General features: G+C 38.8%; 23 protein-coding genes and 1 tRNA gene. 14 read left to right on the top strand and 10 right to left on the bottom strand.

Going from position 1 to position 26,089, the window contains the following annotated elements; genetic code table 11:
• Window positions 1-8 precede the first annotated feature (8 nt).
• From SGI74_06580 to SGI74_06555, 6 genes are all read right to left on the bottom strand, one after another.
• Window positions 9-84, bottom strand: a tRNA-His gene (locus tag SGI74_06580).
• Window positions 85-143: 59 nt separating this feature from the next.
• A complete protein-coding gene (locus SGI74_06575; protein MDZ4677161.1) occupies window positions 144-2,948 on the bottom strand; it encodes a POTRA domain-containing protein in 2,805 nt (934 codons plus the stop codon).
• Entirely contained in the window at window positions 2,945-6,901 is a 3,957-nt protein-coding gene (locus tag SGI74_06570; protein MDZ4677160.1) for a translocation/assembly module TamB domain-containing protein, read from the bottom strand. Before SGI74_06570 ends, SGI74_06575 begins: the two co-directional genes overlap by 4 nt.
• Before the next feature lie 4 nt (window positions 6,902-6,905).
• Window positions 6,906-7,964 (bottom strand): hypothetical protein, encoded by a 1,059-nt coding sequence (locus SGI74_06565; GenBank protein ID MDZ4677159.1) that lies wholly within the window; start codon window positions 7,962-7,964, stop codon window positions 6,906-6,908.
• Window positions 7,965-8,119: 155 nt separating this feature from the next.
• Window positions 8,120-8,692, bottom strand: coding sequence for an elongation factor P (efp, locus tag SGI74_06560; GenBank protein ID MDZ4677158.1), 573 nt, complete (start codon window positions 8,690-8,692; stop codon window positions 8,120-8,122).
• Window positions 8,693-8,750: 58 nt separating this feature from the next.
• Window positions 8,751-9,584, bottom strand: a complete 834-nt coding sequence (locus SGI74_06555; protein MDZ4677157.1) for a tetratricopeptide repeat protein — start codon at window positions 9,582-9,584, stop codon at window positions 8,751-8,753.
• A gap of 74 nt (window positions 9,585-9,658) precedes the next feature.
• Here SGI74_06555 and ruvC point away from each other — a divergent pair, with 74 nt between their 5' ends.
• From ruvC to ruvB, 3 genes are read left to right on the top strand one after another with little or no spacing between them, the layout of a single operon-like run.
• Window positions 9,659-10,165: a crossover junction endodeoxyribonuclease RuvC gene (gene ruvC, locus SGI74_06550; protein MDZ4677156.1), complete on the top strand. Its 507-nt coding sequence runs from the start codon at window positions 9,659-9,661 to the stop codon at window positions 10,163-10,165.
• Window positions 10,162-10,785, top strand: coding sequence for a Holliday junction branch migration protein RuvA (gene ruvA / locus SGI74_06545; protein ID MDZ4677155.1), 624 nt, complete (start codon window positions 10,162-10,164; stop codon window positions 10,783-10,785). Before ruvC ends, ruvA begins: the two co-directional genes overlap by 4 nt.
• Before the next feature lie 22 nt (window positions 10,786-10,807).
• Window positions 10,808-11,872 carry a Holliday junction branch migration DNA helicase RuvB gene (gene ruvB, locus SGI74_06540; GenBank protein MDZ4677154.1) on the top strand — a complete coding sequence of 355 codons (1,065 nt, stop codon included), beginning with the start codon at window positions 10,808-10,810 and terminating at the stop codon, window positions 11,870-11,872.
• Here ruvB and SGI74_06535 read toward each other — a convergent pair.
• Complete coding sequence (locus tag SGI74_06535) at window positions 11,869-12,138, bottom strand: hypothetical protein (protein MDZ4677153.1); 270 nt, start codon at window positions 12,136-12,138, stop codon at window positions 11,869-11,871. The two genes, ruvB and SGI74_06535, sit on opposite strands and share 4 nt — an antisense overlap.
• Before the next feature lie 221 nt (window positions 12,139-12,359).
• Here SGI74_06535 and lpxC point away from each other — a divergent pair, with 221 nt between their 5' ends.
• From lpxC to SGI74_06520, 3 genes are read left to right on the top strand one after another with little or no spacing between them, the layout of a single operon-like run.
• Window positions 12,360-13,274, top strand: coding sequence for a UDP-3-O-acyl-N-acetylglucosamine deacetylase (lpxC, locus tag SGI74_06530; protein ID MDZ4677152.1), 915 nt, complete (start codon window positions 12,360-12,362; stop codon window positions 13,272-13,274).
• A gap of 9 nt (window positions 13,275-13,283) precedes the next feature.
• Entirely contained in the window at window positions 13,284-14,114 is an 831-nt protein-coding gene (locus tag SGI74_06525; GenBank protein MDZ4677151.1) for a metallophosphoesterase, read from the top strand.
• A gap of 32 nt (window positions 14,115-14,146) precedes the next feature.
• The gene (locus SGI74_06520) at window positions 14,147-14,998 is read left to right on the top strand and encodes a YitT family protein (protein MDZ4677150.1); all 852 of its coding nucleotides are present in this window, start codon (window positions 14,147-14,149) and stop codon (window positions 14,996-14,998) included.
• Here the strand turns inward: SGI74_06520 and SGI74_06515 are convergent.
• Window positions 14,995-15,762, bottom strand: a complete 768-nt coding sequence (locus tag SGI74_06515; GenBank protein MDZ4677149.1) for a hypothetical protein — start codon at window positions 15,760-15,762, stop codon at window positions 14,995-14,997. The genes SGI74_06520 and SGI74_06515 overlap by 4 nt on opposite strands.
• A 126-nt stretch (window positions 15,763-15,888) precedes the next feature.
• On the opposite strand from SGI74_06515, the gene ald reads away from it, so the two are divergent.
• The gene (gene ald, locus SGI74_06510; GenBank protein MDZ4677148.1) at window positions 15,889-16,995 is read left to right on the top strand and encodes an alanine dehydrogenase; all 1,107 of its coding nucleotides are present in this window, start codon (window positions 15,889-15,891) and stop codon (window positions 16,993-16,995) included.
• A gap of 18 nt (window positions 16,996-17,013) precedes the next feature.
• The gene (locus SGI74_06505; protein MDZ4677147.1) at window positions 17,014-17,259 is read left to right on the top strand and encodes a hypothetical protein; all 246 of its coding nucleotides are present in this window, start codon (window positions 17,014-17,016) and stop codon (window positions 17,257-17,259) included.
• Between the two features lie 12 nt (window positions 17,260-17,271).
• Here SGI74_06505 and SGI74_06500 read toward each other — a convergent pair whose 3' ends face one another.
• Both SGI74_06500 and SGI74_06495 read right to left on the bottom strand, forming a co-directional pair.
• Entirely contained in the window at window positions 17,272-18,003 is a 732-nt protein-coding gene (locus tag SGI74_06500) for an MBL fold metallo-hydrolase (GenBank protein MDZ4677146.1), read from the bottom strand.
• Complete coding sequence (locus tag SGI74_06495) at window positions 17,973-18,932, bottom strand: ComEC/Rec2 family competence protein (GenBank protein ID MDZ4677145.1); 960 nt, start codon at window positions 18,930-18,932, stop codon at window positions 17,973-17,975. Before SGI74_06495 ends, SGI74_06500 begins: the two co-directional genes overlap by 31 nt.
• 513 nt (window positions 18,933-19,445) lie before the next feature.
• Here SGI74_06495 and SGI74_06490 point away from each other — a divergent pair.
• The 6 genes from SGI74_06490 to topA are packed head-to-tail and all read left to right on the top strand — an operon-like array spanning window position 19,446 to window position 26,087.
• Window positions 19,446-20,234 carry a ParA family protein gene (locus tag SGI74_06490; GenBank protein MDZ4677144.1) on the top strand — a complete coding sequence of 263 codons (789 nt, stop codon included), beginning with the start codon at window positions 19,446-19,448 and terminating at the stop codon, window positions 20,232-20,234.
• Window positions 20,206-20,442 (top strand): hypothetical protein, encoded by a 237-nt coding sequence (locus SGI74_06485; GenBank protein MDZ4677143.1) that lies wholly within the window; start codon window positions 20,206-20,208, stop codon window positions 20,440-20,442. Before SGI74_06490 ends, SGI74_06485 begins: the two co-directional genes overlap by 29 nt.
• A gap of 60 nt (window positions 20,443-20,502) precedes the next feature.
• Window positions 20,503-21,153, top strand: a complete 651-nt coding sequence (locus SGI74_06480; GenBank protein ID MDZ4677142.1) for a tetratricopeptide repeat protein — start codon at window positions 20,503-20,505, stop codon at window positions 21,151-21,153.
• Window positions 21,150-22,829, top strand: coding sequence for a LysM peptidoglycan-binding domain-containing protein (locus SGI74_06475; GenBank protein ID MDZ4677141.1), 1,680 nt, complete (start codon window positions 21,150-21,152; stop codon window positions 22,827-22,829). The genes SGI74_06480 and SGI74_06475 overlap by 4 nt, the downstream gene beginning before the upstream one ends.
• Before the next feature lie 20 nt (window positions 22,830-22,849).
• Complete coding sequence (dprA, locus tag SGI74_06470; protein ID MDZ4677140.1) at window positions 22,850-23,755, top strand: DNA-processing protein DprA; 906 nt, start codon at window positions 22,850-22,852, stop codon at window positions 23,753-23,755.
• 52 nt (window positions 23,756-23,807) lie between these two features.
• On the top strand, window positions 23,808-26,087 hold the full coding sequence (gene topA / locus SGI74_06465) for a type I DNA topoisomerase (protein ID MDZ4677139.1): 2,280 nt from the start codon (window positions 23,808-23,810) through the stop codon (window positions 26,085-26,087).
• The last annotated feature ends 2 nt before the right edge of the window (window positions 26,088-26,089 follow it).

Genomic DNA, 26,089 nt, shown 5'->3' with positions numbered 1-26,089 from the left:
AAAAAAAATGGGGCGACCGACGGGGATTGAACCCGCGACATGCAGAGCCACAATCTGCCGCTCTACCAACTGAGCTACGGCCGCCACAAAGAACATCCTTTATATGCTCGACACAAAGTATCTGTCAACTAAGGCAATGAGGTTTAAAATACGCCAATACTGAAGTGAATTTGGTAGTCGGATTCGCTGCGAGAGCTATCTTGATTGAGTTTACGGGCATATTCAAGGCTAACGGGTCCAACAGGGGTGTTGTAACGAACTCCTACACCCGCTGAATGGCGCCAATCTAGGGTATGTCGGTAGCTCTCCATACCCGGAATTCTTACCGCCCCCCCATCATAGAAAACTGCTCCTCCGAGGTTTCCGTAAAGCGGGAATCTAAGCTCTGATTTTGTTAAAAAGAAATGACTCTCGGTTGTGATTCCATTTCTGATATCTGCTGGTAAAGGAACACTCTCTGAAAAGGCATTAAAACCTCGAATAGAAGATCGTCCCCCAAGATAAAACGCTTTGATTTGTGGAACAGCGGCTCCATGTTTTTCATAATCACCAAGATTCTTTAAAAACCCAGCCTTGCCTTCATTAGCCCAAACAACGGGGCCCATAGGAATATAGCGTGTGTAACTGCCAACAGTTTTATAGTAATTTACAGAGCTCGTACTGCCCATTGAGGGATTTGAATATTCAAATGAGAGTGTTGATAGATCACCTCGTGTGGGATTAAACGGATTATCTCTACGATCAAGTAAAAATGTTGGTCCAGTCGTCGCAATGTTCAGGGGCTTAGAAACATCATAATCATGGATCTCAAATTTATTTGATCTAGTAATACCGTAAACTTGATAAACAAGTTTGAGTTTTCGAGTTAAATCTCTTTCAAATAAAAGATCAGCTTGGGAACTATCTACCGCATATACCTTTTCTTGCGGACGACCTGATCTGTCTGTTGATTGTTCAACAGAGAAGAGTTTTGTGGATTTAATAAGATTTAAGCGTGCTATATTATTGGTTCCGAAAATAAAAGGCTCTGTGTAACCAAAATTGATATCGTTTTCTAAGAAATTAAAATTTACTTTATGATTGAGTTCAACTCTTGCGTTTACGCCTCGTCCAGTACCAAAGAGATTTCTATAAGCTGCACCTAAGAAGCCTTTTAAACTTAATCCGAAATCATTACTAATACCTACACCACCTTTTACAATACCTGGATCATTCTCTACAACGCGAACTAGTACTGTGCGATGTCCTTCGCGTGGATCGTCTTGCATGGTTCGAATCTCAGTAGCAGTAAACAACGACAATCTTTGAAGTCTTTCTTCACTGTAACTAATTTTTTCTGGAGTTAATACATCTCCTGGCTTGAATTGTAACTCACGAGCTATAACGAAATCTTTTGTGAAATCATTTCCTTCAATAGCAATGCCACTAACTGTGATGAGGGGGCCTTCTTCAATTTCAAATTTCAGTGTGGCTTTGGTGTTTTCTTCATTATATTTAATTATTGATTTACCTTGATTAACAACTTGGATGTCGAGGTAACCACGAGAACGATAGAGTTCTACAATTTTACTCGTACTTTCTTCTAATACACTTAATTGTAAATGAGTATTTGCGCGAAGTCCGATGGTTTCTTCAAGTTCTTTTTGAGTTGTACTTTTTATTCCGTTAAAAATAATCTTATCAATAATGGTTTGTGGGCCCTCGTCTAGTGAAATTTGCACAACAACTGATTCTCTTAATTTGTCAAAATCAGCGCGAGTGCCTGTGACCTTGGCGGCAATAAAGCCTTGATTTTGTAGTTCGGTCACAAGATTTTTAACGCCATTATCCATTTCTTCACTGTTATAGATTTTGCTGTTTACGAGATCACCACTGTGATCAATGATGAAATTTCGATAATACTTTTGTGGTCGCGAGAATACCCCTTCAATAGTTATATCTTTAATGCGAACGCGCGGACCTTCTTTGATTTCAAAGATTACACGTCTTATGTAATCTTCGCTAAATAAAGTTTCTTTGTGTTTTACACTGATGTTTGCGTAACCAGAAGTTTTATAAAACCTGATAATGCGCTCATTGAGATCATCAGAAGGGGAATTAGAAAGTTTATTGTCTGTATCTAATTTAAGTGCTTTTAAAATTTTAGTTGCACCAAATATTTCATTGCCTTCAAAAACAAGTGCGTAACGATAGGGCTCATTTATCACATAATTTAAAGCAACTTTAGTACGAGAGGCGTCATAAGTAACTTCTGGAGGTTGAATTTGCGCATTCAAAAATCTCTCTTTAAGTAAATGCTCAAGTGCTTCATTTTGCATATTTAAAAGTAATGCTTGAGAAAAAATACGATTATTATTTGATTTGAATAATTTCTGCATTGTTTTGTTAAGATTTGCGTTAACGCTATTAAATTTTATCTCTGAAATCATGCAGGGAGCCTGTTCATCAATTTGAATGAGTATGACAATATTTGAACTTGAATCAGATGTTTTGAAATCAGCACTTACTTGTGCATTAAGGAACCCTGCTAGATTATAATATTTTTTGATATTCTCTAAGCCTAGTTTAATGCGATCTTCACTAAAACCTTCGTTTTCAGCAATACCAAACTCAGTGAGCAAGTCTACATTCCCTACGGTTTTGTTACCTGATAATTTTATACTTCTGATAAATCGGACAGGTGTTACTTTAAAGATAATATTGGTTTTTGAGCCAACCTCTTCATAGTAAGCCTCGATTCCATTAAAAGGCCCTACTGAGTAAATAGCCCCAATGGCTTCTTGAACATCGTTGGTTGTAAAGTTATCTCGAATGTTTTGTTTTATTTGTTCTAATATAATTTTAGTAGTCCTAGAATCTACGCCTTCAATTGCAATTGAACCTAAAGATTTACCATGAGATTGCTCAGTGAATAAAACCGCCATGATGAATGTGATTATAAGTCTCATCTGAACTCCACCTGATACTGAAGGTCTAACCCAAACACGTCAGGTGTAAAGTTTGATTGCGGCTGAGTAGATATGCTTGTCGATTGTGCAGCAAGTGGATCGTAATCACGGCCTTCATATGAACCTAAGATTGATAAATTACGATTTAATTTATATTCAACATTCACATCACGAGAGACCTGATCTCCGATAGAACGACTAAAACTTGTAGATATTTGAGGAGTCCATTGTTTTTCAGCGACAAGTCGTTGGAGTACTACGTTTTTGGTGGCATCTACAGATTGAGAGAGCCTTACATTAACACCAAATTTCTTTTTAAGTTCATTGCGAAGTGGATTCTCAGCGAGTAAGAGACTTCCAGCTTGATAACCTTGAATTGTTAGCTGTTCATTTGTTCCTGTTTTATCAATTGAATCATCAGTTAAACCTAGTGCTAGGAGTGAAATTATTTTTTGTTCTGGCAAATGTGGTGAGCTTTTTAATTCAATTTTATTTTTTTGCTGTGTGCCTTGCACTAAAAGTTGAATATCCCAATCTCTCACACGAGTGGTGCCTAGAATGTAAATATTTGGATTATTCTCAGTTGGATTATTATATTTAATGCGTGTAGCGCTAATGTTAAATGGAGTTTCGCGAAAGAAAATTTTTCCATTTTGTGTTGCTTCGATATCACCTTTAAAAACCGGATAGCTTGGTTCGCCTTTGATATTGAGATCACCTTTTACTTCAGCATCCATTAGATTATTTTTAACAAATACGAGTTTTGGAAAATGAGCGTTAATATCTAGTTCAAGTGGGTGAAAGTCTTTTTGTAAAATTATTTTTGGGAGATAGGCACTACGTTTTACAGTGGAGTCAGTATTTTCGTCTGTGAAATTTTTGGAGAATAAACCACTTTCAATATTGTACTCAGCTTTAAAAAGATACGGAAACCAATTTCCTAAAACGCTAAATTGCAACGCCCCTTTTGTTGTGAGTCCTTCTGGAATATTTAACGTTGCATTGAGCAATTCACCGGATATCTCAACTGGAATATCGCGATAACCTTTAAATAAGAGACTTCCAGTTGCACTCATTTTTCCTCCACCAAAAACTCCGGTGAATCGATTAAGTAGTGCCTTTGACTGACTAAAAAGAAAATCTGCTTGAATATCTTCAAAGGGGTGGGGGAGTTCATCAAGCTTCACATAACCTTTAGTGATAAAGGCACTTCCCAAAAGATCTGGCTTTGTTGAAGTACCTGCAATTTGAGTACTGAGTGATAATAGGCCTGTCATGTCTCTGAAAAATGGCGTGAGAAATGTTAAAAGACTTAAATCAATACGCCCATTCACATTGAAGTTGATTTGATCATTTTTTGAGCGTGTTCCGTTTAAAGTAAGTTGTGTATTGTCGCCATCAATTTGGGTGCGGCCTAGTGTCACAGTGCCGTTATCAAATTTTGCAGAGATTGGTTGGGTGTTTCGCATTTGAGAATTGCCATGGCGAACATAGAATTTTGAAATGTCAATTGTACCTGAGCTATCCCAAAATCCGCCTTGAGGGCTATTGAGATCAATCTGTGCTGTAAACCCAGTTTCATAGTCTCGTTTTGCAGACTTTCCAAAAAGGCCCAAGAGATTTGAAAAATCCCAATTATTTGTATCGAGTTTAAATGCAAATGGGCCTTTCTCATTAAACGGATACAAGAGTGCAAGTTTTATTTTTTGTGCAAACACTTGTGCACTTAGATTTAATGATTGAGGAGCAATCGTCATCGAGAATTGAGAATCCTCCATCACTTCTTGGTTTATTGTCGTTTGAGTTATTGTGCCAGTGATTGTAGTTTTAGGTTTTAATATATACTCGCGCATGACGATGTCGGCATTAATACGCCCACCAAAGCCTGAAGTTAAGTTTTTAATATAATCAAAATCAGTTACATGAAAACCTCGTCCTGCGATTCCAACGTTCATGATGCCATTATTATTAACATCACCTGTAAGGACAAAATTGCCATCACCTTTTTTGATATAGATACTATCAGCTACCGCATTACCTTTGATTGCATGCATATCGAAATGTGCTTCTTTGAAAGCTTCATCTGCAATCATGCCTGACTTAAAGTGACTTCTTACTTTGTACGTGAGCGCTGAGAATTCAAACGGTCCTGACACATCTATTGAGCCTGAGCCAATTCCATTTGCTGCAAATGGAAGTTGAACCTTTTTAGAGAACATATAAATTATATCTGCAATATCAATCTTAGGAATATCTATGTGTGCGCTTAGACCTTTTTTCCCGGATAGATTAAATATTGCTTTGCCTTTGTAATTTGTAGAACCAAGAATTGCATCTACATCAGAAAATGTAAGTGAGCCTTTTTCATAATAGGCTCTCATGGTGCCACTGCCAAGTGCATGTTGTTCAAACCAGAAATTTTTCATTTTTAATTGTGTGTCAATGATTCCCCAGTCAGAGGTGCCGCGTGTTGAGCCTGTTGTTGCTACAACTCCTTCGTAATCTAAATCAGCAAGGCTTTTTACATCTTTAAAATCTAATCCATCGGTATGATAGTTAAAAGAGAAGCCTGTTGTATAATTAACACTTCCTGAAGCCGTGCCTTGAGAATTACCAATGGAGATGAGTGCTTTTTGAAAAACTATTTTTTCTTTATCTAAACTAAGACTTCCTAAAACTTTAAAGTTATCAAGTGCTACAACTGTGTCATTTTCAGGTTCAGTGTAAACTCTAAATTTTTCACCCGTAAGCTCACCCGCACATGATATTTTAATTTCTGGAAGTAACATTCCCTCACAGGGGATGCGTCCTTTAAATTCCAAATGAACGGGCACGTCTATGTCTAAATTTAGTAAGAGCTGTCTTAATTCCAGTTCATCAGCAACTATTCTTCCAGCAATATGTGTTTCTTTTCCAATTTTTGCGTTTAGATTCTGCACACGAATTCTACCCGCTGTAGTTGCAAGGCTTACTTCATCGCTTGTGAGTACACCTGATGAGTATTTGAGTTTACTAAGCAGATTGCCAATTTTATATTCTTGTATTTTTGCATCTTGAGTTTCAACCTGAGCGCTAATTTCGGGCTCTTGACCTCTTTTTTGTTTTGCTGATACTTCAAAATTAAGCATGCCCTCCATGGCAGGGAGTTGTGCGGCAGGATAAATATTATTCACAAGGTTTACAAAGTCTGTCAAATTTGTGTGTGCAATTGTTTTTCCATTGAGTAATGACCAGTCAAGTTTTGTGACAGCCCCCTGTGCAACGCCTCGAGCGATAATGAAGTTTTCACCAAAAGTGAGTTTAAGTGCTGCAACTTCTGCGGCATTTTTTTCAATAACAATTCTTGCTGCTAAACCAATGGTGGTTAAACTATCAGGAACATCTATGCGTTTAACTTTAATATCGGGGCCAAAAAATTCTACGCGTGCTGCTTGGAAATTTTTCACCACTGAGAGATTAAAGCCAGTGAGTTGAAAAGCTAAGTTGGTATCTTTTACTAATAATCTGATATCGCCATCGATGATGTTAACACTTTTAATCGGAGTACTTAAAAATTGATCCCATGGCAGTTCAAATTTTTCATTTTTATCATCATTTTTTCTTTTAATAAAAACATTTGTTTGTGGGTGAATAAGGGTAATGTTTCCAATTTCAAACCGCCCGACAAGAAGTGACAGGGGGCTTAAATAAATTCCAAGTCCGTCAAGAAGAGCTGGCGAAATAATAGCACTCAACTCTTTTTTAGGTTGGATTCTAAGTTCAGTGAATTTAACCCCAAGAGGTATTAATTCAAACTCAATACTTTTTGCTTTGATTTCAATTCCGAGTTTTTGAGTACTTACAATTTGTATTTTTGCGAGGAGCCATTTTTTAAGCTTAGGTACTTCACGAGCATACACAATTCCAATAATTAAAAATAAAACTGTAATTAAAAAATAACGGATAAATTTCATGGGCCTAAGACTCCCATTCCCGTAATAAAAGCGGAGCATCTCTATAGTCAGGGCGGTGTTTGAGGAGCCCTCGAATAATGCTGGTGGCTTGTTCGAAATCTTCAAGACCCCTATATGCTTTTGCTGAAATATAAATTGCTGTAAAAATTAATTCTGCATCGCCAATTTGTTCTTTTAGAATTTTTTGAGAATTTTCTAATGCCTGTGCAAATTGCCCTTCAGCCAAAAGCAATTCCATCTCAAAACATCTTTCGCGATCCATCCATTTATTTTTTTGCGTTCTTAAAATCAAAAGAGCATCTTGATGCAAGGCCATTTGATGAAGACCAATTGCAAGTTCATAGGCTGATTCAAGATTTAGACGCTTTTTAAGTTTTGCCAAGCGAGTAGAGAGTTTAGGCCATTTTACTTCTGGTTCTTTAAGGGATCTAGGTTTATCGCGACGATCGTGATTGCGTCTTATATTTGCCAAAGTTTCATCAAGTGATTGTTCTTGATGTTTTACTGCGAGTTGATTTGCATCACGGTCTTGTGGAAACATCGCTAAAATATTTTTAACAACATCTTGTTGTTCTCGATGCATCCCTTCTCGTTTAAAAATAAGTACTTCTTGATAAAGTGCGTCGCGTTTTTTCTCTGCAGCAAGATTTTTTTCTTTGATTTCTGAATCAAATATTTTGAGCCAACGTGGATCTTTTTCATTGTGAATTAATGCTTGTGCTGAAGTTGAAAGTAGAAGTTTGTCTCGTGTAGCTCCAATAAATAGAGAATCAACAAGTTCTTTTGGAATATGATCATTGTCAGTAAGGACAACTTCAATAACATGAGCCCACGGCAAAGCGGTTCCAGCTGCCAAAAATTTTCGAAGCATTCGAATAAGTGAAGTGTAATAGCCGTTAAGAATGCAAAAACGAGATGCCGTATGTTGAGCTGAAATAGAAAGTGATGCACTTTCCCACTGACGAATAATTTCATCGGCGATTTGGCTTGTTTGAATACCAGAAATCATTTGCCGACTGATCCAAAGTTCCAAATCTTTGGATTCAATCGGCGCGTTACCCATGTCTTCCATGACGATGTTGCTTGCGCCTCATGTAATCAGTTTATCTACTTTATTTTACGCGTGATGCGGCGTGACACTCAATGACAGAAATAGCCAAAGATTTGGCGTAATTAGCTAAGTTTCTGCGATGAATTTGAAGCGGTGCAATATTGCGATTATTTATTCATTTTTTCGATATATGAATTAGTCCGTGTATCGACTTTGATCTTATCGCCTTCTGATAGATGAAGGGGGCCATTGATGACAAGGCCTGTTTGAAGCTTTAGGGGCTTGGTTCCGCCACTTACTGTGTTGCCGCGAACTCCCGGGTCTGTCTCGACGATTGTCAAAACTACACTATTGGGTAGGTCAATACCAATGGCCTTGCCGTTAAAAAATAAAATATAGATCGTCAAATTTTCAAGGAGATAATCAGCCGCAGCACCTACGTTTTCAGCATGAAGATTGATCTGTTCGTAATTAGTGGTGTCCATGAAGTTAAAACCAGATTCGTCTTTATAGAGAAATTGCATCTCTTTTTGCATGAGGTCGGGCACATTGAATTTTTCACCACTCTTGTATGTTTTCTCAAGATTGGCGCCAGTAATGAGATTGCGGAGTTTTGTGCGAGTGAATGCGTTACCTTTTCCGGGTTTTACATGCTGAAAATCAGTTATTTCCCAAGGGACTCCATCGATTTCGACTTTGAGTCCTCGTTTAAAATCTGAAACTTCGTAAACTGATGCCATGTATCCTCCAAATGCGCCGTAGCGAGAAAAGCAGATGTATCTGAGGAGGCGATTGAAATCAAGCTTTTCGGCGAGAATCGATGGTAGATAAGAGATTTTCTAGTTTTTCGATTTTTTTATTCTTCACATTACTTTGAAGAGGGCTGATCCATTCACCAATATCAAAAGAATTTTGGCTGAGTTCATCGATATGGGTTTTACGTTTAAGTAGTTCACTATTTTGAGGGTAGAGTTCTAAAAGCTGATCTAAATGATCACAAGCTGTGGTCCAATCACCACGGTTCATGCGTGTATCTAAGAGTGCTAAATTTCTTTCAAAATCTGCACCTTCTGATGAAGTAGAAAGTGCAACGTCTTGAGTTTTATCATTCTTGTTTTTAGAATTTTTAAAACCCACAGCGTTGGCTTTTGTAGCGACATCAGCTAGTTTTTCCATGGAAAAATCTTCTTCGGCCCAAGTTTGTGGTTTTACTTCAGCGTATACTTCATCTTCAAGTTTCCGAACGATTTCACTGGTTCGTGCATCATGGGGATTTATAAATAAAACCATTTTATAGGCATTTAATGCGTCTGTGGGTTTTTTGAGTTTTAAATAACAGTCGGCCATAATTTGGTGAGCTAAGAGATTCTCAGGTGAAAGATCGGCGGCGATTTTTAATTCTTCTAGGGCTTTTTGGTACTCGCGTTTTTGGAAAAAACATTTTCCAAGAGCCACGCGTCCACTTGCAAAATGAGGGTGTCTTTTAACGCCTCGTTCTGCAAGATCTATGGCTTCGTCAATCAAACCCATGCGCCTATAAGCTTCAGCCAGGGGTGCAAAAACTTTTGATTGAGGGTCTCGTTCATAAATGAGCTGATAGCGCTCAACAAATGAACTCACATCTTGGTTCATACTTAATCGCTAACATAGGCTGTTGCATTTTGCCATAGGCATACAAAAGATCCTTGTGATAGATATATATAAATATGGGGCTAGTTCTTGGGATTGATCCTGGAAGTCATTTTACCGGCTATGGACTTGTGCGCGAAGTAGATGGCGTACTTAGATGCATTGCGTTTGGTGTGATTGAAGGAAATAAAAAAGATTCCATGCCCAAAAGACTTTTAGATATTGGCCTTGGCCTTCAAGAAATATTTCAACAACATAAACCCGACGCAGTTTCGATCGAAAAAATGTTCTTCGCTAAAAATGCAGACAGCGCAACTAAACTGGGCCAAGCCCGTGGTGTTTGTTTGTATGAGTCAGCTCGTTTTGGGTGCCCCATATTTGAATATGCACCTACTGAAATCAAAGCAAGTCTTGTTGGTCATGGGCGAGCAGAAAAAGAGCAGGTTCAATTTATTGTGCAAGCTCTTTTAGGGTTGCCAGCTATGGCACGATTTGACATGAGTGATGCCTTAGCCCTTGCTATTCATCATGTAAGAATCGCGACGACACGAAAACGTATGAAAGATTTGGAAGTGTTAACATGATTGCTTTTTTAAACGGTACAATCATCGATAAAAAAGACTCAGCCCTCGTGGTCGATGTTTCAGGCGTCGGGTATGAAGTGTTTTGTGCAAAAAACACTATAGAAAATCTTGGTGAAACAGGTGCTGCCTGCAGACTTTTTATTCATACACAATACAGATCTGAAGGGGCCGCGCTTTTTGGTTTTATATCGGCACAAGAAAAAGAACTTTTTTTATCTTTAATAAAAGTAGACTCCGTAGGGCCAAAAAGTGCTCTTAATATTATGTCAGGGGCTTCATGGTTCGATCTCGCTCACTTAATTGAAGAGGGTGACGTCGCATCATTAACTAAATTACCAAAAGTCAGTAAAAAAACCGCAGAACATGTCGTGGTGAAACTTAAAGGGAAATTATCAGAACTTATTTTAGACGATGGTCAAAATGCAGCTCCAACCACAAAGCTTCCAAAGTCAGTGGGTGTGAGAAAAATGCGCGCAGAAGTTCAATCAGCTCTTACGCATTTGGGTTACAAGCCATATGAAATTGAACGCACACTTGATGGTTTAGAAGAAGACGTTTGGATGGACGATATTCAATCAGTCATTCGCAGTGCGCTAAATGGTTTATCAGGAAATATTTAATGAAAAAAATGAGTGGTGTGACATGACAGATATTGAATCCCTAACGAGTAGTGAAGTAACTCTAGATGATGCGGGGCTTGAACGTTCTTTACGACCTGAAAGTCTAAGCGATTTTCCTGGGCAGACAAAAGTAAAAGCTAATCTTGAAGTGTTTATTGAAGCCGCTAAAAAAAGAAGCGAAGCACTTGATCATTGTCTTTTTTATGGCCCCCCGGGGCTTGGTAAAACAACCCTTGCACATATCATCGCAAAAACCATGAACGTTGATATGAAAACAACATCTGGCCCAGCTCTTGATAAAAAAGGTGATTTAGCTGCGATTTTGACTAATTTAAAACCCCATAGCATTCTTTTTATCGACGAGATTCACCGTCTAAATCAAATCGTTGAAGAATATCTTTATTCAGCAATGGAAGATTTTTTCTTAGATATGGTTACGGGTGAAGGTTTAGGTGCACGCACGATGAAGTTTCAATTGCCAAGATTCACTCTCATTGGAGCAACAACAAGAGCGGGTATGTTGACATCTCCTTTGAGAGATCGCTTTGGTATTGTTTCACGACTTGAATTTTACGAGCCAAAAGATCTTGTCACAATTTTACGTCGAAGTGGGGGCATCTTACGAGCTGAGCTGGGCGATGATGCTGCTGAAGAAATCGCAAAACGTTCACGGGGAACTCCGCGTATCGCAAATCGTTTACTCAAGCGTGTTCGTGATTTTGCTCAAGTTCAAAATGATGGCAAAATAACTTTAAAAATCGCAAAATCTGCACTTCAAGCTTTAGAGGTAGATACACGTGGGCTTGATTCCATGGATCGAAAAATCCTAAGTACGCTTATTGAAAAATTTGGTGGTGGCCCCACAGGTATTGATACTCTCTCAGCTGCGATAAATGAAGAGCGTGAAACTATTGAAGATGTTTACGAGCCATTTTTAATTCAAGAAGGGTTTGTAATGAAAACTTCACGGGGGCGTTGTGCGATGCCTTTGGCTTATGAACATATGGGTTTTAAAGTTCCTGCAAATTCACCTCTACTTGCTTTAGGGCAAGCAAAACGTGAAGAAAATCAGTCATCACTTTTTTAATCTGAGTAGTAACAAGAAAATCTTTTACCACCGTAAAGACCCCATTGCCCGTCTTCTTCACATGAGCGGTTAAAAAATTGTGAGCTGGGTTTTCGAGGTGTGCTTCTTGGGGCGGGTGATGATTGTCCGATCCAAAATGCATTATCGTCATAATTATTTTCGCGGTATGAATTGCTGGCACAACCGGCGGTAAAAGCCAGTGTTGAGATTAAACAAATAAAATACAAAGTTAGCTTTTTATTTTGATTTAAAATTTCTGGCGTCAATAACTTCGTCGTTATTCTCATAATTTAGTGATCGGAATGTTGTGTAACTTATTTGATGCATAAATGCATAAAACTGTGTTGTTATTTTGCAACACACATGTGTAATTTCTTAATCTAGTCTATAGTCTGGAATTTTCTTAAACACAGTTATATCAAAGTGTTAACCTTGATTATTACGATTCCAAGTTCACGGCATAAACTTTGCGTATAAGTAGATTGATATGGTTTACCAAAAAACAATTCAAAAGGCAGTAAGTGTTGAAGGTATCGGGCTTCATTCAGGAACTCGTGCTCATATTTCCTTTAAACCAGCTCCAGAAAATACGGGCATTTACTTTGTACGAAAAGATATTTCGGGTTTGCCTGCATTACGGGCCCAATCAAGAAACGTGCGTGCAACTCAAATGGCAACTGTTCTTGGCAGTGAGCTTTTTGCCATATCTACAGTAGAACATTGCATGTCTGCCATCGCAGCTCTTCAAATTGATAATCTCTTTATCGAGCTTGACGGCCCAGAACTTCCCATTGGTGATGGTTCAGCGAATTGTTATTTCAGGGCACTTCAAGAAGCTGCAATTGTTGAGCAAGGGGCTTTAAGAAAATATTATTATGTCACGCAGCCAATCTATTTTTCGCAAGGTGATAAGTACGCATACGCACTTCCACACAATGGATATCGATTAAGTTGTGTTATTGATTTTCCACATCAAAAAATCGGACGTCAACGTATTGAACTAGATGTGAACGAGCATACTTTTAGCCGCGAGCTTTCTACTGCACGCACTTTTGGGTTTCTAAAAGACGTCGAAGCGCTTAAGAAAAAGGGTTTAGCTCTGGGTGGAAGTCTTGATAACGCTGTTGTATTAGATGAGCGCGATGTTTTAAACCCTGATGGTCTACGTTACAGTGATGAGTTTGTTAGGCATAAAGCAATGGATGCAATTGGTGATCTGCTCATGGTGGGTTCACCCATATTAGGACACATCGTACTTCATAAAGCCGGTCATGACGTTATGCATGGTTTTGTACAAAAGCTCCTATCAGCGATAGATTCATATCGAATTATCGAACTTTCAAGTCCACTTTCTTACTCTTCAGGTTTTGAAGATCTTTACCTTAGATCTCAGTTCGGCTAAGCTTTTTTAATGATTTCCGAAAAATTAGCTCTCAAAGTTGTCATTGGATTTGCCGTCATCTATGGAGCATGCACAAATCTAGAAATAGATGGTGTGACGCAACGCTTTTGGGAAAACATGAACAGCGGACTTCGCACATTTCCAGATCTCTCTGTGGCAAATCCAACGAGTTTTAGTTTTGCCGCAATGGGTGATACTCATATTGGAAGTTCTTCAGGTGGAAATGTCATGGCCAGAGCTTTGCAAAATAGTCGGGCAGATGGTGATGCGTTTGCGGTTATCGCAGGAGATGATTCTAACACAGGAATCGAATCAGAACTTACAACGTTTATGGCGCAAATAAATGCAAGCAATCACCCTGTGTATCCAGCAATCGGTAACCACGATATTTTTTTTGGCGGATGGAACAACTATAAGCGCATTGTTGGTAGATCGATCTATTCTTTTAACGTCGGTAATGCACATATCATTATGCTTGATTCTGCAAACGGAACATTTGGCGAAGATCAACTCAATTGGTTGCGAAATGATTTAAAAACGACAACAAAACCCATTAAAATCATAGTCACGCACTTTCCTATTTTTTCAGGAGAATTTTCAACACTTTTTAAACTTTCAAGCGATGAAGAGGCCACGGTCTTTAAATCAATCATGCGTGAATATAGTGTGAAACTTGTTATCGGTGGTCATTACCACGGCTATAGTGAACAAGTTATTGGTGGCACCCGGTATCTTGTGACCGGTGCATGCAATAATATCCTCGATATCGGTAATCGCGTGGGTTATGTGAAAGTAGTTATCAACGGCTCTGAAATTGCGATTCGGCAAGTGAATTTATAATAATTAAAAGTAGTAGGGTGGTGTTGTACTCAATGAGGAATCGATTTTTATTTGAAACAAAAAATGCCTTCTTGATTGTCATTGGTATTTTTTCAGCGGCATTGGGTCTTAAGGGATTTTTATTTTCAAGTAACTTTATTGATGGCGGTGTCACCGGAATTTCAATGCTTTTAGCTAAAACCACATCTTTGCCTCTTTCGATTTGGTTGCCACTTGTAAACATCCCATTTATTTTTATTGCGTATTGGCATCTTGGTAGTGCATTTGCAATTCGTAGTACTCTAGCCATTGCAGGTCTTGCACTCACTTTGGTGGTGTTACCATTTCCAGATATAACTCAAGATCTCATACTCACAGCTGTTTTTGGTGGGTTTTTCATTGGTGCTGGTATCGGTTTTGCGATTAAAGGCGGTGCTGTACTTGACGGAACAGAAATCGCAGCTTTGTTAATTAGTAAACGTGTTCACATCTTAAGGGTCGGGGATGTGATCTTAGGTTTTAATATAGTTCTATTTTTAGTGGCCTTGTCATTATTGGGAGTAGATCAAGCTCTCTACTCCATACTTACTTACGTGACCGCTGCTAAAACTTTAGAATTTGTTGTTAACGGATTTGAAGGTTTCACAGCTATTACAATTATATCTGCACATAATAGTTTAATTCGTGAAAAAATCACGGGCATGTTGGGTCGAGGCGTAACGGTGCTTAGAGGTTTCGGTGGTAAGAGCCAAGTTGATCAAGAAATATTATATTGTGTTGTTACACGTTTAGAAGTGGGTGAGATTAAAAAAATTGTACATGAGATTGATGCTCAAGCATTTATCGTCATTAATGCACTGGCAAGTGCTGAGGGTGGTGTGATTAAAAAGGTTGTGCATCATTAAAGGCCGGTCATTATTCCCAACAAAAAAGTCTGCTCGTTAACATTTGCCGTACCCGATAACAAACTTGAATAGCGAGTGCTACTGGTGAGGCGCCAAGTGAGTGACTTACCTGAAACAAGATTAAGTGTCACATCTGAGGCTAGATTATCTCCGTTGTAAGAATTAAAAACATCACGGTTATTGAGATCAACGGTAATATAATTGTCGCCATTTAAAAGTAACTTTGTACCAAAGCAAAACTCTGGGTAATACTCTTTATCTTCGGTGTTGTAGTTTGTGGGGCTCCATGTGGGTGTGTTCCAACTATTAAGTGAAAACCTGTAGTACATTCCCAATGCAAAATAAAATTTTGCGGTTTTACCAATTCCCAAACCTGCGTTGTAATTTAGAGAGATTATATTTTTACCCGCATTGATGTAGCGATAATCAATGTGAGTGAGTTTGAGTGACATCGATTGGTTATAAAAGGTTTGATCGTATCTGATAAAATAGCCATCGCGATCAGCGAAACGGTTTCCAGCTGTGACATGGCCCCCGGCTGTAATGTAATTTCCCGCCCGATTTCCCACTGACACATAAGTTTGAAATGTTTCATAATCAGAAAGCCAAGAGGGGTTCACATAACCAGCGTTTACGTAGAGAAGGCTTTGGTTTTTGCCTCCACGGCCACCAAGTGCATAGGCCTCTAAACCCTCAGGTGGGACGGCATAGGCTTGTGGCAGTGCAACGAGAGTTGTTGCTACCCAAAAAAGCCCTGAAATCATTATAAAACATAGTGTTCTTAGCATTGACGTTTCCGAAATAGTGAGTATAGAATCGGCTCTCTCAAAACTCAACTTCAACGTGTAGCGTATCTTATTTTGAGCGTACACAAGTTCCAGGAGACAAGCATGATTATAGGTGTACCAAAGGAAATTAAACAAAGCGAAAATCGAGTTGGCCTTGTTGAAAGTGGCGTTAAAGCCCTTGTAAGAGAAGGTCATAAAGTACTTGTTGAAAAAGACGCAGGTATCGGCAGCGGTATCAGTAATGCTTTATATGAAAAAGCGGGCGCGACGATTATTGATTCTAAAAAAGAAGTCTACGCCAAAGCTGATATGATCATAAAAGTAAAAGAGCCACTTCCTGAAGAGTACCCAATGCTCAGAGAAGATCAAATTCTTTACACCTATCTTCACTTAGCTCCAGAACCCGTACTCACAAAAGCACTCCTTGATCGTAAAATCAAAGGGGTTGCATACGAAACAATTCAACTTGATGACGGAAGTCTTCCACTACTTGTTCCGATGTCTGAAGTTGCAGGGCGTATGGCAACACAAGTGGGCGCATCTTATTTGCAACGCGATCGCGGTGGAAAAGGTATTTTATTAGGCGGAGTTCCCGGAGTTCAACGGGGTAAAGTTACCATTCTTGGTGGCGGTGTATCAGGAATCAATGCGGCTAAAATGGCAGTCGGCCTTGGTGCCCAAGTTACAATTTTAGATATTAGCCTTCGTCGTTTAGAATATTTAGATGATGTGTTCGGAAGCAAGGTTCAAACTCTGCATTCAAACATCACCAATATCGAACGCTCTGTACCAGAAACCGATTTGTTAATTGGTGCAGTACTTGTTCCAGGAGCAAAAGCTCCCCATCTCGTTACTCGTGAAATGATTGGTCAAATGGAAAAGGGCAGTGTTGTAGTTGATATCGCTGTTGACCAAGGGGGTTGTATTGAAACATGCAGGCCCACAAGTCATAAAGACCCTACATTTGAAGTTGATGGAGTCATTCATTATTGCGTGCCTAATATGCCCGGAGTTTTCTCTCGGACATCAACTTACGCATTAACAAACGTGACTTTGAAATACGCCATCATGCTGGCTAATTTGGGTGTTGAAGAAGCGTGTGCAAAAGACAAAGCGCTTTACAAAGGTGTAAACGTTTATCGTGGCAAAGTAGTTTACGAACAAGTAGCTCGCGATTTGGGTTTACCTTACGAACCACTTAAAATCTAAAAGTGATTCGATACTCAAATGCGTTTTGAATTTGTTGAATTGGTAGACAGTTTGGTGTTGCCAGAAGGCGCTCAAAGCCCAGCAACACCAACTGTTCTTATTATCACTAAGGCCGGAAAATACCTCAGAGGTCATATCACTGATCACAATGTACGTATCACTTCAGACGGCCGCGTTCGCGGTAGACTTGTATTTTTGTATGATGGTAATAAAAAAGACATCGATGCAAATGATGTCAGTAGTTTAGAAAAAATCAGCTCTTAGCAGGCACAAAACCTATAAATCCATAACAAGCGAACCCAACTGATCTGTTCTTAAAGGGATGCAATGATTTTGTGTCAATCGTTTTAGAACTTTTGGGTGAGGATGCCCGTAGGTGTTTTTCACACCAACACTAATAGCACACGCTTTTGGTTTTGTTTTTACAAGAAACTCATCAGTTGTACTGGTGTTACTTCCGTGATGTGCAACTTTTAAAATATCAATTGGTTGAAGTTCTAATTTGCGTTCAACTTTTTTTGAAATATCTCCGGTTAATAAGATTTTTAGCCCGGAGATATTTAATAAAAGTACAAGACTGTTGTCATTTTCATCTTTAGAGTGCTTAAAGTTTTTCGGAGGCCACAGACATTTCAAATCAACTTTAGAGAATTTCTTTTTAAAACCATTGCTTATGATATGTAAGTCTGAGTGCAACATAAGTTTATGCATAAACTTTTTGCCCATAAAGTTTTGTGGCTTTGAAGTTGAAACATAAACTTCTACTTTCTTTAAATGTTTTTTAAGTCTTTCAAAATTCATCAAATGATCGCGGTGAAAGTGTGAAATGAAAATATGATTCGTCTTCTCTCGACACGATTCACGTAAAAACAAAAGCATCTTCAGTGATGCGTCAATACTTCCTCCCGCATCAATAAAGAGACATTCTTTTTGATTAATTATGCTTATGAAATCCCCTTGGCCTACACTCCAAATTCTTAATTGTGTTTTTGGCGTTGGCTTTTCCAAAATAGGTATCGCGTAAGTGAAGGTAATAATAAGCGCCATAAAAAATAAACAATACTTACGTAGATAAATCCCCATGTTTTTAAATTCCTTTCTTCAAAGCAGAGAACTGGGTTTTCAAATTCACTTAAAAACCGTGTGAGGTTAAATAAAATTTCTAGTACTGGTTCTAAAATCGGTCTTAAAAGCGGGCAAACAACGTTTAAAAAACTCAAAGGCAATAAAATGAATTCAAATACAGGGGCAGCTAGAATGTTTGTCGGAATGATGAGCCATGAAAGGCATGGCTGAATACTATAGAGTAGGGGAGTCATCACCAAAGTACATAAAAGCGATTGCATGCACCGTCGTTTAAAGCTGTTTTGAATTTGAAGTGATGCCGCAATACAAAGACCTAAACTTGCAGCACTTGATAGCTGAAAAGAAAGAGATTCTACCCATTGAGGGCTTAACAAAAGACACACGCATGTGGTTAAAAACTGCAAGTCTGCTTGTGCAAGTGATGAAATTTTAAATAATTTGCCCAATCCCAAATGAATAACTGCGCGCACACAAGACGCTTGCAGGCGATTGGCAAAGGTGAAGGCAATTAGAACTATGGTCACAATTAGATGAGTAAGACTTTGGGGTAAAAATATTGTGAAACGGCGCGTCCAATGATGAACATTCACTACATGACTGCCTGAAACGACAATGAGATGATAAATGCCAAGTATCAAAAATGATTGCATAAGAGGGTTAGCTCTAACCATGTCTTGATTGCCAATGAGCAGAGCTTCATAAAGCCAATTCCAGGAGCTAGGATTTTGGCTGATAAAATTTTGAGATTTAAGAAAAACCCAATTTGAAAAAACTATAAGACACTTTAATGAGTCGAATCTAATGAGGGTTATTTGAATTGCGCAGCCGATGATCCAAGAAATCATTTTCATGAAACCAGTACCAGTGCAAGGTTTGGTATAGCCTCAGATACGCTTTAAAACGAAAGTGACGCCAGATAAGGCTTTTACCGGCGGAATTTAAGATTTCTTCATAAACACTTAACTTAAGTCCAGGTTCTGATAAAATTTCGAATCATTTTAGCCATTTAATGACTGCCTCTTTTTGCACCAACTCGCTGGAATGTTGAATCTACGTGGGGTCTAGGTCATTGAAAGTGTCTTTTTCCACAAAGTTTGTGGATAACTCGAAAAAAAGTGAAATTTAAAAATTTGATTTTAATTTTGTTTCAGAATTTTAAGTACTTAGTGCATCAGGTTCAATGTGGGTTAGAAATAGTCTGACCACGCGGAAAGATACTTATTAACAATACTTGTAAACTTATCCACAAGTTTTTGATAAATTTTAATGTAATGAGGTCACAGCAAGTTATTGGGATGCGGTTAGGAAGTCAATATAAAATCTTTTTATCTTGCTAGTTTTTTCAAAAATTCTTCAAATCAATCATGGCCACAATTATCAGTGTTGCAAATCAAAAAGGTGGAGTCGGAAAAACAACTACCGCCTTCAATCTTGCATGGGCACTCACAGAACTTAATTCTCAAGTACTTCTCATTGATAATGACCCGCAGGGTAATCTGACAAGCTATGCTCTTTCAGAAGATAATCCTCCTCAACTCACTATCGATGAAATTTATGTGACGCGAAAATCTCAAAATATTTTAGACATGTCGCAGCTAACAAAGATTAATGAAAATCTTTTCATCTTAGCAGCTGATTCGATGCTCGCGGGTGTGGAGTTTTATTTAGTTTCACGTCCTGATAAAGAATATATCCTCAAGCGCGCCATTAGCTCGGTAGTTGAACATTTTGATTATGTGATCATCGATAACCCTCCAGCACTTAATCTACTCACGGTAAACGGTCTTGTGGCTTCAGAGTCTGTGATCATACCTGTGCAATTAGAGTTTTTCTCACTTGAGGGAATAGTCCTTCTTCAAAATACTATAAAATCTCTTCATGATCGAAATCCAGGTTTAGAAATTTTAGGAATTATTCCAAATATGTTTGATAATCGTCGAAAACTTAATTGGGAAGTTCTTGATGCGCTTAAGAAACAATTCGGAGAAAAAGTTTTTGAATCAAAAATTCATAACAGCGTTAAAATTGCAGAAAGTTCCGGCCACGGAAAAAGTATTTTGAGTTATGCTCCTCAGAGCCGGTCAAGTGCGGAATACATTGAATTTGCAAAAGAGGTAATAAGCCATGTTAGAGAAACAGAAACTGGGGCGTAATCCGTTAAATAAGTTAAAAAATCGCAGCACCCAGGACCAAATACCAGTTGAGAGAATAATAGCCGCAACTCCTAAGAGTTCAAATGTCGATGGCCTTGCTAAAATCAAAGAAATGCAACTTGAAGTAAATTGGCAAGAGCTTTTTGATTCGACAGTGAAAACGCAACTTCGAAAGATTTCTCGGTTTTTCCCATTTAATCGTGCTTAGAGTCTTGCGTCTGTACCCAGAGCTCTTTACAATTAAATGATAGGATAAAGGGCTTCTGAGATGACACAACGTATATTATTTATTATTGCCATGTTGGCTTTGACTGGTTGTATGACCAGAGGATCGCGCGTTACATCGCCTGATCAAATCCAAATTAAAAATCAGGTTTTAGAACTTCAAAAAATTCAAGGCAAACAAGCTGCAACCATCGAAGAACTTAATAACAAAATCTTACTCCTTAAAGATCAATTAGATAATGGGAAAACGGTTCCAGTAATAACAACTGCACCTGCACCTGCACCTGAAAAAAACCCCGCAAGTAATCTAAGTGGACAAGAAAGATTATGGGCTCGAGCTTTGGCTAATGCAAAAAAACCTGAGCTTTATGATTTGCAAAAAGATGTTGAAATTCTACTTAAGTCTTACAAAAGTTCACCCATAACTAACAATGCGCTTTATCTACTTGCTCATACTTTTTATGAGCGTGGAAATTTCACTCAAGCAGCACTTAAGTTTGAACAGCTTTACAAGAATTATCCCGACGGTAACAAAGCTGTAGCCTCACTTTACAAACTTGGTCTTTGTTATCAAAAATTAGGGCGCAAAGATGAGGCTCGTGAAGCCCTTCATAACGTAGTCGCGCTTTACCCGGGGAGTCGTGAAGCTACACAATCTGAAGCTTATTTAGCGCGAGGCGAAACAGTTCAATGAAAAATCTTTGGCTGATTATCATCACATGCACTTTATGTTTTTCAACTTTCGCTCTAAGCCAAGAAATTCCAAGTGAAGATGAACTTCTTGATTTTGACAGTCTAGATAAGGCTGAAGAGAATTCAGATAAACTAACCCCACAAGTTCCACCAAAAAAAGTAGCGCCACCTGTGCAGGCAAAACCTGCACCTGAAACACAAACGCCAATACCTGCTCCAGAAGAATTACCCACACCTTCTGCAGCTGAAGCCGAAGCACCACCACCTCCGCTACCTGACACCCAAGAATCAGTTGCACCACCACCACCGCCTGAAGAAACAACAGCTGAATCTCCTCCTCCGGCAAATGAAAATGCTGGGCAAGTGGCTGCTGAAAATGTGAGCGGTGAAGATGCAAAAAGTGAAAATCGATTTGCCAGAATTTATGAGAAATTTAATAAATCAGAAATTTCTGATGATTCCTGGGCGCAAATTGCAGGTAATAGATCTTCAGAATCATATGTTATGCAGCAAGGTGATAATCTTTGGGATATTTCAACAAAGTTTTTTGGAAATGGATTTTATTGGCCAAAGGTTTGGCAACTCAACGATGCGATAACAAATCCCCATAATATAAAAGTTGGAAACACACTTCGTTTTTCACCTGGTTCTTCAACGTCTCCACCGCGACTTGATGTTGACAAACCAAATGATGAACCAGAAGTTGAATCATTGCCCATGGCACAGACTGAAGAATCAACTGAACCTGGAGCTCAAGTATTTCAAACAGTGGTTATTCCACCTAAATATAAATCAAAACCTGTTCTTAAGAAAATTCCACCCAGTTTTCCTGATTGGAACAGAGGGTTTGGTGATCAATATGATACCAATGGTTTTTCTACAGAAGTATTAAGTCGTTATAAAATGGGGCCAGCTCCAAAAAGTGCAGTGCAATCAATTATTGTAGACAAACTTTGGGCGTCACAAGGCAAAGTAGTTGAAATGGAAGGTGGACTCACAGTCGCATCAACTTATCAATTTATAATCTTAAAACTTAAAACTGCAGCGCAACCAGGAGACATGTTTACTGTGTTTTCTGATAACGGGCCTATTGAAGATGAAGTTGATGATATCGAAGTGGGTGTAGAAATCCAAACACGTGCCGAAGTTGAAATTGTAGAACCAATCGATGGCAACGAGAATACCTATAGAGCACTTGTTAAATTTACGGTTTTGCCTGTTAGAATCGGCGATAATGTGATCGTCGGACAAAACATCACCCGTGTTGAATTTGATGTGGAGGGTCCTCAAAGTGCAGTGGCTGCACGGATCATCAATGGTGAATGGGGAAAGCGCCGCGTGTTTAGTCTTCATAACGTTGTGTTTTTAAATCGTGGCGAGCAAGATGGTTTGCAAGTTGGAATGCTTCTTCCTGTAATTAAAAATGTAAGGCTTCGAAATAAAGAATCAATAGTTAAATACGATACAAAACCAATCGGCACCCTCAAAGTAGTTCATGTGGGAAGCCGTGTTTCAACAGCCCTTATCGTAGCTGAATTTGATGCCATCATTCCAGGTGATGAAACAGCAATGAGTGCATCAAACTCTGTTGAGGCCGAAAACTTGGATGATAATTCGGATACCGGAACCGAAGATACGCCAGATGCAATAGAGGCTGAAGAAGGACTAGAAGAGTAATTGCAGTTGCCTCAAGCCATATGAATCAATGGTGGTGGTTTTCAAATTTATGTCCATTCTTAAATGTTTTCGATGCTGAAAAGATTAGTAGCGAATTTGGCTCTGATTTTACTATCACGACGCGCCTACTTTCCCACTGCGGTTTTTCAAAAGCTGCAAACTGGTTAGAGAATAATCTAAGTCATTGGCTAAAATACAAAGCTCAAATTCCAAAATGGCTTGATCATTCATCAGGCGGACGTTTTCAAATAACATATTGGGATTCAAAAAATTACCCCCAAGCACTTAAGAACATTAACCATCCCCCTGGTATTTTATTTAGCCGAGGTAATTTGAGTGTTTTTGAAAAGCCATCTATTGCTGTTATTGGTGCGAGAAATCCAACCAATCTAGGAAGACTCTGGGTTCAAGCTGTTATTCCAAAGCTCACTGAGGTCACGATTATCAGTGGGGGAGCTCGGGGGATCGATGCAGAAGCACATTGGGCATCACTTAATTCAAATGGAAAGACCGTGGCTTTTTTACCTGGAGGAGTAGAGACTCCTTATCCTCAAGGCAATAATTTGATGTTTGAGCGGATTTTAGAAAGCCAGGGTGCATTAATATCTGAGTTCCCACCAGAAACCATTGTTCGCCGTGAAAATTTTCATCGCCGTAATCGACTTATTGCGGGTTCAGCGATGTTTATCGTAGTTGTAGAAGCATCTCAAAAAAGTGGGACTATTATGACAGCTCACCATGCTCTAAAGGAGCACGTTGATGTACACGTAGTCCCTGGCCCGCCAATGGTTACTACTTATGCAGGAAGTCTTGACCTTTTATTTGAAGGGGCCTATGTGGTTCGTGACCATCAAGACATCTTGAACGCCATTGCTAAAAAAAATACTTTGAAAAATATGGTTCTCTCACCTACCCTAGGGTCTTGATGTTTGACAGCTCGCGAAGCACTTGAATTCCTTTAAGAGGTAATAAAACGTTGTGAAAAAATCCCTTGTAATCGTTGAGTCGCCGGCCAAAGCCAAAACTATTGAGAAGTACTTAGGCAAAGAATATCAAGTTCTTGCAAGTGTCGGGCATATTCGCGATCTTCCGCCAAAAAAATTAGGTGTCGACGTTAAAAAGAAATTTAAACCCACCTATGAAATCATCAAAGGTAAAGACAAAGTAATTGAAGCCATTAAAAATGCCGCAAAAAAAGCTGAACACATTTTCTTAGCGCCTGACCCTGATCGTGAAGGGGAGGCAATTGCCTGGCATATAGCTGAAGAACTAAAAACTGATAAAAAGAAAATCAGTCGTATTCTTTTTAACGAAATCACAAAAAAAGCCGTTAACGAAGCTATCAAAAAGCCACTAAAAATTAATCAAGATAAAGTTGATAGTCAACAAGCCCGTCGAATTTTAGATCGTCTGGTGGGTTATCAAATTTCCCCAGTTTTATGGGATAAAGTCAGGCGTGGTTTAAGTGCAGGGCGCGTACAATCAGTTGCTGTGCGTATAGTTGTTGATCGTGAAAAAGAAGTTTTGGCTTTTAAGCCCGATGAGTATTGGTCTATTGCTGCTAATTTAGATGCGGGTGAGCCGTTTTGGGCAAAACTTGCGAAAAAAGGTAAAGACAATATTGAAATTCACAATAAAGCTGAAGCCGATAAAATCACTGCTGAACTTAAAAAAGAAACATATAAAATTACCGATGTTGATAAATCAGAGCGAAAGAGAAATCCTTTGCCTCCATTTATTACGTCAAAACTTCAGCAAGAAGCTGCTCGAAAGTTAAGATTTCCTGCCAAAAAAACTATGATGGTGGCGCAAAAACTTTATGAAGGTATCGATGTAGGTTCTCACGGAACCACAGGTCTTATAACTTACATGAGAACAGATTCTACACGAATTGGTGATGAAGCTCTAAAAGAGGTGCGCACGTATATTAAAGACACTTTTGGCGCAAAATATTTACCATCTGAACCTGTTGTTTATAAAACAAAAAAGAGTGCTCAAGATGCCCATGAAGCAATCAGACCAACAAATCTTGAATTAACACCTAAAGAAGTAAAAGAGTATCTTGCCCCTGATCAATACAAACTCTATGTATTGATTTGGAATCGCTTTATAGCATGTCAAATGGTTCCAGCTGTTTTTGATCAAACATCTGTTGAAATTAAAGCGGGCTCTTATTTGCTAAGAGCATCAGGGAGCATTATGAAATTTGATGGCTTCACTGCAGTTTATGAAGAATCAAAAGATGAAGATGCCCCAGCTGATGATGATGACAAACAACTGTTGCCTGAAGATCTCAAAGTAGGAATGAGTCCAAAACTCAAAGAATTAAAACCGGAACAGCATTTTACTCAGCCACCACCGAGATTCACTGACGCAAGTCTTATAAAAGATCTTGAAGAAAAAGGTATCGGAAGACCTTCTACCTATGCAGCCATTATTTCAACAATTCTTGATAAAGAATACGTCGAGAAAGATCAGGCCGGACGCTTTAAACCTACAGATCTAGGAAACATCGTTACAGAACTTTTAGTTGAAAATTTTAAAGATATTTTAGATGTCGAGTTTACGGCCTCAATGGAAGATCAACTTGACCGCATTGAAGAAGGTGAACGTGGTTGGGTTGAAACATTGACTGCGTTTTATGCTCCATTTAAAGCAACACTTGATATTGCAAAAGAGAAAATGCGCAATATCAAGGCACAAGCAATTCCTACTGATATTATTTGCCCAAAAGATTCAGCACTCATGGTTATTAAATGGGGGCGAAACGGTCAGTTTTTAGCATGCACTAACTACCCTGATTGCAAATCAACGGCTGAGTTTGAAAAAAACGCAGACGGAGTAATCGAAGTTAGAAAAGTCGAAACGACTGATGAAAAATGTGAGAAATGCTCAAGCCCCATGGCCGTAAAATTTGGAAGATTTGGTAAATTTTTGGCATGTACGGCATATCCTGAATGTAAAACCACAAAAGCTATTTCAACAGGAGTAAAGTGCCCTAAAGGTTGTGGTGGTGATGTTACATCACGTGTTTCACGTCGTGGGCGCGCTTTTTACGGATGTTCAAGTTATCCAAAATGTGATTTCGTTTCATGGGATAAACCACTGACGCGTCCTTGTCCGACTTGTAAAAATCCATTTCTTGTTTCTAAGTACACTAAGAAAAGCGGAAATATTATTAAATGTCCGATTAAAGAATGTGATTATACCGAAGATGTACAAGACAATAACCCTGAGAACACTCCCGCGGTAAGTTAAAG

The organism is Oligoflexia bacterium, from assembly GCA_034439615.1.
Classification (GTDB): Bacteria; Bdellovibrionota; Bdellovibrionia; order JABDDW01; family JABDDW01; genus JAWXAT01.
The sequence above is the reverse complement of the archived record's forward strand: the minus strand, read 5'-3'. Positions and strand labels throughout refer to the sequence as shown.